This window comes from Daejeonella sp., from assembly GCF_037719425.1.
GTDB lineage: Bacteria > Bacteroidota > Bacteroidia > Sphingobacteriales > Sphingobacteriaceae > Daejeonella.
The window spans coordinates 1-12557 of sequence record NZ_JBBJNI010000128.1 but is presented as its reverse complement, the minus strand read 5'-3'; the positions used below and the strand labels follow the sequence as shown (position 1 = coordinate 12557).

Below are 12557 nucleotides of genomic sequence, written 5' to 3'. Positions count from 1 at the left end.
TTTTTCGCAGAGGAGACAGAGGGAGAAACGCATAAACCAACCATGGCAAAATCTCATATGGAACAGCCAATAGTCAATCAGAAAATACTGCTCCAAAAGTTTCCCGGCAAGGGTGGCTGGACCTATGCTGAAGTTCCGGAGCCCGCTGATGTAAGCCGGGCAAATTTTGGCTGGGTTAAAGTGAAGGGTACTATTGATGATTATGAGCTGAGTGATTACAGTCTGGCTCCTATGAAAGGCGGGAAGCTTTTTCTGCCGGTAAAAACGGAGATCAGGAAAAAGATTAAAAAGCAGGCGGGAGATTACGTGCAGGTATTATTATACCGGGATTATTCGACTTTCATCATTCCCGATGAATTGATTGATTGTTTGCTGCTGGAAGAGGTTGCCTACGATAAATTTAATAAGCTAAGTAAAAGCGATCAGCGTCAATATGTGAAATGGATCTATTCGGCGAAGAGGGAAGAAACGAGAGTGGAAAGGATAAAGGTGTTGATTGGGAAGTTGCTTACGCTGGTAACTAGAAACTAATTGCGATTCAGCCCGCCTCATGCCGGCGGAAGGGCACTTACTTTTTCCTTCAGCCGAAAACAGCATAAGGCTGCTCCTCTTCGCCCTTTGCGTAAAACTTTGCGGCCTGCTTTAAAGTACTGGATACGTACCCACCGAAGTTTAACCCTGCCTGACGGTAGGCAGGCGCGGAGGACGCAGAGTACAGGCGCAGAGAACGCAAAGTTTTTCACAAAGTCCTTGTTGAGGTCGCTTGGTTGGATTCTTTCTCTGCGATCTCTGCGAAACACTCTGTGCCCTCTGCGTTAAAATAGGCGTCTTCACACCTAATTAAAAATAAATTTGCACATCTCATTCTTTCTCCTTTACTTTGAAGTGCAAAGTTCTTTTCCAAATATGAATACAGTTCACGGGCAGCTTATTTTTAGAAACAGTAGAACGAACTATTTTTTTAACCTTATACTCTGTATTTCAAAGTACTTTAGACAAGCATTGGAAACTATTTATTAAATTAAATAAAAATCATGGTACACACACAGAACACCACAACACCGGCGAGCGAATCAGGATCGCTGGCTCTTCCGATGACGATCGGTGCGGGGATCGCTTTGGCGGTAATCTCTTTTTTTGTATTTGGAGCTGATAATTCAAATCCAGCATGGGGTAAATTTTGGATGATTCGTCCTCTCATTGTAACTTCATTAGCGGGTGCAACAGGCGGCGCTTTCTATTATTTCATGAACCAGCTGAGGGCTAAAGGCCAAATCAATGGAGCTGTTGCTGTAATACTGAGCGTTATCGCCTACATAATCGGCCTTTGGCTGGGTATCGTATTGGGATTGGATGGAACTATGTGGGATTAATTCGCAAATACGGTCTTAAACAATCACACAATTCTATAATCTTAAAATCATGAGAGACGAAATAATTGCCCATCAAAAAGATCCGAGAGTACTTGAACAAATGTACCGGATCAACAAAGCCGCCTTTAAAAGGGAGTTCACTTCAGTATATCCTGAGCTTAAGGGCAATGCACTCGCTGACTTCTGGAACGAACGGCTGAACTTTGAAAAAGAAGAGATTAGCTGGGGCTCGAACCAGGAACTAGTATTTGTGGTGATCGCTGCACTGATAGCCGGATTTATTGCGAAGCTGCCTGATATTTTCTCATTAGATGAAGAGTTTTTCTATCCGAGGAACATCGGCTTCATAGTTTTCCCGCTAATATCACTCTATTTTGCCTGGAGGAATAAATTGTCGACAGGAAAGATTGCTGCAATACTTAGCGCAACCTTAGTGGGCCTGATCTTCATCAATTCGCTTCCCCAAAAGGAAACTGACACCCTGGTATTATCATGTATCCATCTGCTGTTATGCCTATGGTCAGTATTAGGTTTTGCTTATGTAGGCGGGACTGGTAATAACGAGGCAAGGCGACTTGGCTTTTTAAAGTACAACGGCGACCTGGTGGTCATCTGTGCCCTTATCGGGATATCAGGCCTGATCATGTCGGGTATTACAGTCGGGCTGTTCTCTCTTATCGGATTCAATATAGAGAAATTCTATTTTCAGAATATTGCAGTCTGCGGGCTTGCCGCGATACCTATTGTTGGAACCTACCTTACACAAACAAATCCGCAACTCGTAGGGAAAGTTTCTCCTGTGATCGCTAAAATATTCAGTCCGCTGGTTTTAGTGATGCTGGTAATTTACCTGGTGGCAATGGTGTATTCAGGAAAAGACCCTTATAACGACAGGGAATTCCTTATGATCTTCAATGCCCTGCTAATTGGAGTAATGGCTATTATTTTCTTTTCTGTCGCTGAGACTTCAAAGGCAAGCAAAAGCCAGGCTGAAGTGTGGATACTCCTTCTGCTTTCGATAGTAACTATCATAGTAAATGGAGTTGCACTTTCTGCCATCGTATTCCGGATCTCAGAAATGGGCTTTACCCCAAACCGGACTGCCGTCCTGGGCGCAAATATTCTTATTCTGATCAATCTTGTCCTGGTAAGCACTCAGCTCTTCGGTGTGATTTCAAAGAAAACTGATATCAGCGGCGTTGGAAGAGTAATCGCGAGGTACCTCCCGGTTTATCTTGTGTGGTCTGTTATCGTGACCTTCCTTTTCCCTTTAATATTTGGATTTAAATAGGGCCTTTGAGCTTTAAGCTTAAGGCTTAAAGCTTAAAGCTCATACCTCAAAACCCATGAGTCTTTCCACAACCCTTAACCGGGTTCATTCACAGGCAAAAAGGCAAAGGCTGCTTAGATATTTTTCAGTCTTTAACCGGGTAATGCTGGCCCTTGGTTTTATACCTTCCGGTTTCGTGAAAATTATGGGGGAGCGGTTTACGGATCTGAAAAATAGATAATAGTAATCTAACCATGAAAGGTGAGTAAACAGACTGATGATTTCTACGCATGTTTTTCATTCTTCTACCCCTTGATGGACGTTTTCCTTCGTCCGCAAAAACGTGTATTATTCCGGGAGATCAATAGTCTTCCTCCAGGCAAGCTGCTTTATTGGAGCTTCTATTTTATTTTGGACTATTGCCAACTATTCGATGATTGACAACAGAGAGCGGCAAAACATATTGGATCCATTTAATTACAGGAGCATCATTTGCATTGCAAGTTACGTGATTGTTTATCTGGCACATGTTTGGGAATAAGAGGACGATTACAGAATTGCTTATTATCTTTGATAGATTTAAAAATTCTAATTCTAACTTGGCTGCAGATCGATGCTAAAAACTTTTCTTTTACTAATTCTGATACCTTTTTCAGCTTTCTCACAAAGCAAAGTCGTTTTGAATCAAGACTACAGCTTTTTGACGGCCGATATTGAAGTAAACACGCTTAGGCAAGGTAACGACATCCTTTATAAATTGAAATGCTATACTAATCAGCCGTGTCAAGCCCGGCCGGCGAAGCGATATAGAATCATCGAATCAATTAAGACAGGAGATTTTACCATTTTGAAACTGGAACAACTGGACACATTGCAGCTAACGACTGACCCTTTTCCGCTAACGAGATATGCAGTCCACGTAATTAAAATTAGTGATAACAAACAATTAGGCTATTTAACACTTAGATCGGGGTTAACGAGGCAGGAGCTTGATGCTTATCAAACCGATTTTTCAGCACTAAGGGAAATGTTTTTTTTCACGTATTTCAGCGTAACCTATTTAAAGGAACTTTCGACCTTAAAAACTGTAACGACCAAAGCGGAGGCACAGAGTATTTTAGACTACTTCAAAAGCGGTAATTTTAACTCGCTCATTGAGACTTACAAAAAAGCAGGAGTGCCGGATATGTATGGTTCGGGTCTTGTGGGCGAATTAGTCAGCCGCTCATGCATTGCAAAAGGTTACAATCCATTAGGCGCTGGCCCAGCAATTGAGGAGCTTCTAAAACAATAACATCGCTCTCAATTTTTCTCTAAACAACCACAGGTCTACATGACACGGAATTCGCCTGACAAAATCACCGAAGAAGATAAGCTATTAGCAAAGCAATTGTGGGAGTATCACCACGTTAACCACACTATACAAAAGTCTGATTGCATTTTAGTTCTAGGCAGCCATGATACCCGTGTAGCGGATCGAGGTGCGGAATTGTACCTGCAAGGCTTGGCACCAGTTCTGATATTTTCCGGTGGGCTTGGAAACTTCACACAAGGCGTTTGGGACGAGTCCGAGGCAGACAAGTTTGCAAAAATTGCGATCTCTCTTGGAGTACCGATAGATGCGATATTGATCGAGAATAGATCTACCAACACCGGTGAGAACATTATGTTCACACAACAATTGCTGAAGGAAAAGGGCATGGATCCGGAAAGCTTCATCGTGGTGCAAAAGCCCTATATGGAACGGAGAAGCTATGCAACTTTTAAAAAGCATTGGCCGGACAAGAGCCTTTACGTCACGTCCCCTCAAATATCATTTGATGATTATCCTACCGCAGAGATATCCCTTGGAAAGGTTATCAGCATTATGGTTGGTGATCTTCAACGGATCAGGATGTATCCGGAAAAAGGGTACCAGGTCTACCAGGAGATACCGGATGAGGTGTGGGAGGCTTATGAGAGCTTGGTGGACAGAGGGTACGATGGACATTTGATGTAGGTTTTCAACACAACGTAATATCGGGTAAGCCCCCGTGTTGAATATGTAAAGAACTGCAAAACGCATACTTAAACCTGCCTGCGGTAGGCAGGCGCAGAGCACGCAGAGTGTTTCGCAGAGATTCGCAGAGAAGGAATCAAATCAAACGACCTCGACAAATCACTTTATGAAAAACTTTGCGCTCTTTGCGCCGGTACTCTGCGTACTCTGCGGTTAATCTATACAGCGTTTAGACACTTTCGCCTTATAAAAAATATTATTTTACATTTGGATTAACCCCAAACCAGATATGAAAGCCATTCTAGCAAGTATCATCTTTCTCTTTCTTTATACTCCGTTTCTATCTGCCCAAACAACAACTTCCACTCCTATCCCTGCCCTCTTCCAGAAAATAAAAGACTTTGAGAAGCAGGAATGGCAAAAGGACAGTGCGGGCAAATATCCCCTTCGTCTCCAGACGGAAGATAAATTCCAACGGGAAAACAATTTCTACAAGCAGCTTAATGAACAGCTGGTGAGGATCAACAAAAACTCTCTCTCCTTCAAAGAGCAGATCAACTATGAGCTTTTGCAGCATGATATACTCGACAATTTAGCCGGGTACCGGTATAAATCGTATCTCAATCCAATTATTTCTTACGAAGGGTTCCATACATCTCTGGCCGGCCAGGGCAACAAAATACTAAGCAATAAGAAAGACGCCGATCAATATATAACCCTTCTGAAGGATATTCCCAGATATGTCGACGAAAACCTCAAGCTTATGAAGACAGGTTTGTCATTAGGAATAAGTCAGCCGAAAGTTATCATCAGTGAACTGCAAAGCACCTATTTGCAGCACATCGTCGATAGTGTAGAAAAATCTGCCTTCTGGAAGCCTTTAATGAAAAAGCCGTTTTCTATCAGCGAAACAGAGTGGCAGAATTATCAGCAGACAGCAAAGGAGATCATCAGCAAGGATGTGATCACCAGTTACAGTAAGATCAAACAGTTTTTTGAGACTGAATATCTGCAAAAGACCAGAGCCGCAGTTGGGGCGTCAGTCCTGCCGGAAGGGGCTGCATATTACGAAGACCGGGTACGCCACTATACTACGACATCCTTAAGCTCAGAAGAAATTTACAAGGTCGGACTGGCGGAAGTCGACCGTATCCAGGCTGAAATGAATAAGGTTATGGCCCAGGTAAGATTTAAGGGAACGTTCAAAGAGTTTATCCATTACCTGAGAACCGAGCCGAAATTCTATCCCAAAACAAGTGATGAGCTACTCAGAGAAGCTTCATATATCGCCAAGCAAATAGACGGCAAGCTGCCAACGCTGTTTGGTAAACTTCCGCGCCTGCCTTATACGGTGACACCAATGGTTCAGCCTGCTGCGCCACCGGGATTATATTCCCGCGGCGGCGGCAATAACCCCGGCACTTACCTGGTTAATATCACCAATCTTTCGAGCAGGACGCTTTATACTCTGGAAGCATTAACACTCCATGAGTCGGTGCCTGGCCACCATTTACAAATATCACTGGCCCGTGAGCTGGATAGCATGCCTGACTTCCGAAAAACTTTATATATCAATGCATTTGGCGAAGGCTGGGGCCTTTATGGCGAATATTTAGGACATGAGATGGGTTTTTATAAAGATCCGTATAGCTTGTTCGGGCGCCTTACCTACGACATGTGGCGGGCATGTCGTCTGGTTATTGATGTAGGCTTACATAAAAAAGGCTGGACGAAAGAGCAGGCAACAAGCTACCTTGCAGATCGTACAGCGCTTTCCCTGGTGGAAGTAAATACTGAGGTTAACCGATATATATCCTGGCCCGGGCAAGCGCTCGCTTATAAGATCGGTGAACTTAAGATCCGCGAAATGCGAAAGAAAACGGAAGACGCGCTTAAGCAAGATTTTGATGTTCGTGCCTTTCATGATATGATACTTTCGAATGGGTCGGTTACATTATCGCTGTTGGAAAAGATAACGGATCGATTTATTGAGGAGAGGTTAAAGAAAGCTGTTCCGTAGGAATCCCTTTGGGAAAAGCTGAAAACTGAAAGTTGATCTGTTGACAAAAATAATAATATGGAGAATAAAATAATAGACGGCTCGCACTGCAAGGTTATTGGCGGTACTCATAAAGACAAGTCGGGTATTATCAGGGACATTAATACCAGTAAAACTGGACAAATAACTATTACGGTAGTACAGGATAATGGTGTAAGATTTAAGACGCTTGCTAAAAATGTTGAAACTGTTTCATAATATCTGACCGGGATTTTTAAACGAACTCATAATGAAACTTAACCTGACACCAATTTTCCTTTTTGCGGTATTTATCTCATGTACTACGCCCAGAAACCTGCCAAATTCCGCTGGCAAAAAGACACTCACTCCAGTAAACCACGACGAGATTCCCCCGGGACAAAACACGGTTGCAATTACTAATGTAAACGTCATCGACGGCAATGGAGGCGCCGCTATAAGCGATGGCTGTGTGATAGTCAGAGCGGGGCGAATAGATGCCGTGGGACGTATGGGCTCGGTTAAGATCCCGGATAATGCGGAAATTATTGAGGGGAAGGGAATGTCAGTTCTTCCCGGGTTTATTGATTCGCACTTTCATCTCGACAGAGTAAAAGATCTGCCGGCTTTGTTCCTGCAAAACGGTGTTACCTCTTTACGGGATCCGGGTGCCTGGATAGAGGCTTATGCCGACGAAAGGAAATCAAGTAAGCAAATGCCACGCTTATTTTTAACAGGCCCGCATCTGGATGGTGCTCCTCCTGCTTATCCAAATGATGCTTTTGTGGTTCGCGATGAAAGTGAAGCGATCAAACAAGTAAATGATGCCGCGGATGAAGGTGCCTCGGCTATTAAAATATATTTTCGCATTGCGCCGGGAATGCTCAAAGCTATAACTGAGGCAGCGCATAAACGGGGGTTGCCAGTTACGGGCCACCTGGAGATAACCGAAGCAAGGCAGGCCATTGAAGCCGGGCTGGACGGCATTGAGCATATCACCTCTTTCGGCTTGTCGCTTACGTCGAAGCGGGACGCAGAGAGGTACCGGCAGGGTATGCTTGCTAACAACGATTTCCGCAAGCAAGGGCGTTATGAAATGTGGGAAACGCTGAACGTTAGCAGTGAGAGGGCCGACAGCCTTGCAAGTTTCCTCGTTAAGAGTGGCACGTTCGTAACTCCAACCCTTGGCGCTTTTGAATACCAGGCACCAAAAACGGGCACTATCGACAAGACAAAGATCCAGGGCTTTAATGCCATGAAAAACTTGACCGCGAGACTAAAAAAGAACGGCGTGAAGCTCGTCCTTGGCTCTCATTCCATGATCCCATATGCTGAAAAAGGCTGGGCATATCAGCGCGAGATGGAGCTTTGGGTCGAGAGCGGTATCAGTCCGGCCGAAGTCATCGTTGGGGCCACGATGGAGAATGCCCGCTTCTTCCGGATAGAAGATCAGCTGGGAAGTATCGAAAAAGGCAAACTAGCGGATCTCGTATTGGTTAAAGGTAATCCCCTGGAGGATATAAAAGCAGTTCGCAACATTGTGAAAGTAATGATCAACGGTGCATGGGTCAGATAGAACTTGCATCTTTTGGATGCACTTTCGACACGTTCCCAAACTGCGGCAAGAAAGTAGCCGAGGTGCTCAGCGCCATATCAAGCTCATACTGCGACGGATAAGGCGTTTGTGTAAGGCTGCCTTCTGGTATTTCCGGATAAGTCTCTGCAAGCGTCTGAATCTCATTTGGCCCCACGCGACGATAAACAAAAGTACGCTGAATTTCTTCCGGATGGCAGATACCGGCGGCTCCCATAAGTTGAATGGCACTAAAGACAGACTGTTTGTGATAGTTGTAAACTCTGACTTTCTTATCGGAAACAACCAACCCCTGGCTAAGCGCAGGATCCTGTGTTGCCACGCCTGTCGGGCATGTATTGGTATTACATTCCAATGCCTGTATACAACCCAGCGCGAACATCATTCCTCTTGCAGAGTTACACATATCGGCACCCAAAGCAAAATTCTTGACCAGGTCAAAACCTGTAGCCACTTTCCCTGAAGATATGATCCGGATGTGTTTCTTGAGCCCGAAACCATTCAGAGCATCATACACGAATGCAAGTCCATCCCGCAATGGCATACCGACCGAGTTGGAGAATTCCAGCGGAGCCGCTCCTGTACCACCCTCCGCCCCATCCACGGTAATAAAGTCGGCATAAATGCCGGTTTCCTGCATGGCTTTGCAGATCGCAAAGAATTCACTTTTATTCCCAACACATAATTTGAAGCCAATAGGTTTTCCTCCCGACAGGTCGCGCAGCTTTTTAATAAAATGCACCATTTCGATCGGCGTAGAGAATTCGGTATGCGAAGGTGGCGAGATCACGTCTATACCAGGCGCAACCAAACGGATACGTGCAATTTCGGGCGTCACCTTACGGGCCGGCAATATCCCCCCATGCCCGGGTTTAGCACCCTGCGAAATTTTGATCTCGATCATCTTCACCTGCGGAAGGTGGGCGCGTTCCTTGAAAGCATCATCCTTGAAAGTTCCATCTTGATTCCGGCATCCGAAGTAGCCTGTACCGACCTGCCAGATAATATCACCGCCGGGCTGCAGATGATAATCGCTCAAGCCACCTTCGCCGGTATTGTGTGCAAAGTTGCCCAACTTAGCTCCACTGTTTAGCGCCAGGATAGCGTTTTCGCTGAGCGAACCAAAGCTCATTGCAGATATATTAAAGATGCTTGCTGAATAAGGCTGGAGGCAGTCCGGGCCGCCCACCAGTACGCGCGGATCCTGATTCAGGTCTTTCGGATGAATGGCGGCAATACTGTGATTTAACCAGGAATAACCACTGCCGTAAACATTAAGCTGTGTACCGAAAGGCACGGTATCATCCACTGCCTTCGCCCGCTGATAGACCAGCGAACGATTTATGCGGCTGAATGGGCGACCGTCTGTATTTGTTTCTATAAAGTACTGCAGTATACCGGGACGAAGAGATTCCATCAAAAAACGAACTCGTCCTGCGACCGGAAAATTCCGTGAAATACTATGCTTTGTCTGAAAGATATCGTAAACACCAAGTACAATAACGGGGAGGATAATCAACAATATCCAAACCACAGGCGGCCAGAATAAGCTGATTAAGAATACCACGATTAACAGAGTAATGGAAGTTATGATGAAAAATTTTCGCATGATATTTCGGTTTAATGAGAGAGGCCAGCGCAAAACCACAAGGTAAGGATTTTTCCCTTTAGAATTAGTAAAGCAGCTTTTCATCTGTAATTCCTGTGTCATTGTACCGGGAGGTCATTAAAGTATTCGGCGTATAACTTAGTTGCAAAAAAGTTATATTTAATATCTAAAACTATTTAAAGCAGCCAAAACAAATCTATGATCCAGCATTCCGGCTTTACATTCAGCCTTCTCCTCCTGTTATTATTAATGGTGACAGCTTGCAATAAATCGCCGGACAAAAAAGAAGTGCCTGCCATTACACAAGCCGTACACGATACTGTTTATCTATACCGTTCTGATGCCGCCGCTGCGCCCTATATCGATGATTTTGAGCGGATACACATCGATTCTATCGACGCCAGAAGAAAAGTAACGAAGCTTAAGCATGGTACCGAAACCAGGCTATTAGGGGACGTCGATACAGCGATCATTGTGAAGGCCGACAGACTATCTATAAGGCTATACACCCGCTACGCGGGCGACCTTGAAATCGAAGAAACGCACGGTGTATATAAAAACGTAATGATTTCTGTTAGTGAGTATGGTGAGTACGAAACTAACCAGGTTTTTGTGGTCGGGCCTTTTTTAGGCGCCAAATTCAAGAACAAAGGAAAAGATTTTGGGGACCAGTATGAAGTTGAGGTCCGCCATGGTTACTCTGGCGAAAAGACAGCTAAGCTTTCCATTTATCTCGACAAAGTGATAATCCTATAAATTAACCTAAACAATCTAAAACCTAATGAAAACAGAAGATCAAACAGCTCAAATCATTTTAGATCAAACAGCTATCGAACATCTCCGCGCCGTCCGAAAATGGAGCAGCTTCCTCTCAATTATAGGATTTGTAGTTATTGGAATTATGTTACTCAGTATGGTTGGAGTTATTTTTATGGCTGCAAGGTTTCCCCAGGATGACCTTATAAGACACACTGCCATATTCCAATTCCTGCCCATCGCATTACTAATGTTCATATACGGGATACCTATCTATTATCTCTACCAGTTTGGCAAATATTCAAAAATTGCCCCTACTGATTATGACCCGGAAGCGATCACTAAAGCATTTCAATACCTTAAACTTCATTACCGGTTTATGGGTATCCTGGTGATTGTTGTATTGTTATTTTATATCATAGCAATCTGCGTGATGCTGATGGCTTTTCCTTTTATTTCATCGATGATGCCTTAATAGGGTGTTCGACCAAACATGCGCAAAACTTTACGCGTAGTACTCCAATTATATAAAGAAGCTAGCTTTTTCGTATCGTTCGGGCATCGAACTTTTTTATAAGTGTATAAACCTGCAATAATAAAAAACCAAAATAACTAACAAATTAGTTGTATAACTAACGTGTTAGTTGTAACTTGTATTACCGATTCTAATCAGGTATAACAGAATGCTCAATAAATAGAATTTTACATGGAGATAAAGGAATTAACAAAAGCAGAAGAACAGATCATGCAGGTATTGTGGGATTTGGAAAAAGGATTTGTAAAAGACGTAGTGGATCAGCTGCCTGAGCCAAAACCGGCTTATAATACCGTATCCACAATTATCCGCATCCTGGAAACCAAAGGGTTTATAGATCACGAAGCTTTCGGAAAAAGTCACCGGTACTTTCCTCTTATCAGTATTGAAGAATACAGAAGCTTTGCAACGGAGAAATTGATGAACGGATATTTCGACAATTCAGTTGAAAACATGTTTTCTTTTTTTGTCAAAGAGAAAAAGCTGGATCTGAAGGAAGCGGACGAAATTCTTAAATTGATTGAGAAACTCAAAAAACCCTGATCATGAACGGCTTGAACTATCTTCTCCAGACCAACCTTTACCTGCTCCTCTTTATGGGCTTTTATGTACTGGTATTAAGGAATGAAACCTTCTTCAGACAGAACCGCTTCTTCCTGAACACGAGCATATTTCTATCGTTCTTAATTCCGTTTATCAATTCAGACTGGTTTCGTGACCTATTCATCACCCAAAAAGTGCGGGAAGCAGCGATCATCCCTTCGCAGATGATTTACGAAACAGTAATTGTCGGGATAAATGAAGAAGCTTCTTCGCTGACTGCAGCCGATGCCATTTTCTGGATCTATACTGCAGGTGCTGCTATTTTAACAGTCCGCTTCCTGATAAGGCTTGCCTTGTTGAAATCAAACCTCACCGCAGCAAAAGGAACAGCATTCTCCTTCTTTAAAACTTTGGTAGTTGACAAAGACATGCCCAAAATCGATACTATCATTGACCATGAGAATGTCCATATGCGCCAATGGCACTCTGCGGATATTATTTTCATTGAACTGGCCGCGATAGTCAACTGGTTTAACCCGGTAATGTATCTCTATAAAAAAGAGATAAGGCATATTCACGAGTTTATTGCAGATGAAGAAGCGTCAGGCTTGATGCAAAGCAAATCTGATTACGCGCTTCTGCTATTCAGCAACACCCTGGGTGTAGACCCATTTCATTTGAGTAATAATTTTTTCAATAAATCATTATTAAAACGACGAGTTCTTATGTTACATAGAACTAAATCACGCAGTACCCGGCTCTGGAAGTACGGGTTTTCCGCACCATTATTTATGCTGATGCTGATCGTGTCGGCGGCAACAGTTCAATCAGAAGTTATTATCAGGCCCGTAGCTGAGAACT

At 43.7% G+C, this 12557-nt stretch carries 13 protein-coding genes; 12 read left to right on the top strand and 1 reads right to left on the bottom strand.

What is annotated here, in order from left to right; translation table 11 throughout:
• The 8 genes from WKF69_RS15075 to WKF69_RS15040 all read left to right on the top strand — a co-directional run.
• The coding region (locus WKF69_RS15075) for a YdeI/OmpD-associated family protein (protein ID WP_340382898.1) at window positions 1–531 on the top strand (531 nt) is incomplete at its 5' end.
• 503 nt (window positions 532–1034) lie between these two features.
• A complete protein-coding gene (locus tag WKF69_RS15070) occupies window positions 1035–1373 on the top strand; it encodes a hypothetical protein (RefSeq protein WP_340382897.1) in 339 nt (112 codons plus the stop codon).
• A gap of 49 nt (window positions 1374–1422) precedes the next feature.
• Window positions 1423–2664 carry a hypothetical protein gene (locus WKF69_RS15065; RefSeq protein ID WP_340382896.1) on the top strand — a complete coding sequence of 414 codons (1242 nt, stop codon included), beginning with the start codon at window positions 1423–1425 and terminating at the stop codon, window positions 2662–2664.
• 658 nt (window positions 2665–3322) lie between these two features.
• Complete coding sequence (locus WKF69_RS15060; RefSeq protein ID WP_340382895.1) at window positions 3323–3937, top strand: hypothetical protein; 615 nt, start codon at window positions 3323–3325, stop codon at window positions 3935–3937.
• Between the two features lie 39 nt (window positions 3938–3976).
• The gene (locus tag WKF69_RS15055) at window positions 3977–4642 is read left to right on the top strand and encodes a YdcF family protein (protein WP_340382894.1); all 666 of its coding nucleotides are present in this window, start codon (window positions 3977–3979) and stop codon (window positions 4640–4642) included.
• A 289-nt stretch (window positions 4643–4931) separates the two neighbouring features.
• A complete protein-coding gene (locus WKF69_RS15050) occupies window positions 4932–6662 on the top strand; it encodes a DUF885 domain-containing protein (protein WP_340382893.1) in 1731 nt (576 codons plus the stop codon).
• A gap of 57 nt (window positions 6663–6719) precedes the next feature.
• The gene (locus tag WKF69_RS15045) at window positions 6720–6899 is read left to right on the top strand and encodes a KOW motif-containing protein (RefSeq protein ID WP_340382892.1); all 180 of its coding nucleotides are present in this window, start codon (window positions 6720–6722) and stop codon (window positions 6897–6899) included.
• Window positions 6900–6930: 31 nt separating this feature from the next.
• On the top strand, window positions 6931–8235 hold the full coding sequence (locus WKF69_RS15040; protein WP_340382891.1) for an amidohydrolase family protein: 1305 nt from the start codon (window positions 6931–6933) through the stop codon (window positions 8233–8235).
• On the opposite strand, the gene WKF69_RS15035 is transcribed toward WKF69_RS15040, so the two are convergent.
• Window positions 8228–9862: an FMN-binding glutamate synthase family protein gene (locus WKF69_RS15035; protein WP_340382890.1), complete on the bottom strand. Its 1635-nt coding sequence runs from the start codon at window positions 9860–9862 to the stop codon at window positions 8228–8230. The two genes, WKF69_RS15040 and WKF69_RS15035, sit on opposite strands and share 8 nt — an antisense overlap.
• A gap of 198 nt (window positions 9863–10060) precedes the next feature.
• Between WKF69_RS15035 and WKF69_RS15030 the strand changes: the two genes are divergently transcribed.
• The 4 genes from WKF69_RS15030 to WKF69_RS15015 form a co-directional block, all read left to right on the top strand.
• Window positions 10061–10618 carry a hypothetical protein gene (locus WKF69_RS15030; protein ID WP_340382889.1) on the top strand — a complete coding sequence of 186 codons (558 nt, stop codon included), beginning with the start codon at window positions 10061–10063 and terminating at the stop codon, window positions 10616–10618.
• 25 nt (window positions 10619–10643) lie between these two features.
• On the top strand, window positions 10644–11093 hold the full coding sequence (locus WKF69_RS15025) for a hypothetical protein (protein WP_340382888.1): 450 nt from the start codon (window positions 10644–10646) through the stop codon (window positions 11091–11093).
• 231 nt (window positions 11094–11324) lie between these two features.
• Window positions 11325–11696 carry a BlaI/MecI/CopY family transcriptional regulator gene (locus WKF69_RS15020; protein WP_340382887.1) on the top strand — a complete coding sequence of 124 codons (372 nt, stop codon included), beginning with the start codon at window positions 11325–11327 and terminating at the stop codon, window positions 11694–11696.
• A 2-nt stretch (window positions 11697–11698) separates the two neighbouring features.
• Window positions 11699–12557, top strand: an 859-nt coding sequence (locus WKF69_RS15015) for a M56 family metallopeptidase (protein WP_340382886.1), incomplete at its 3' end; no start/stop codon positions are given.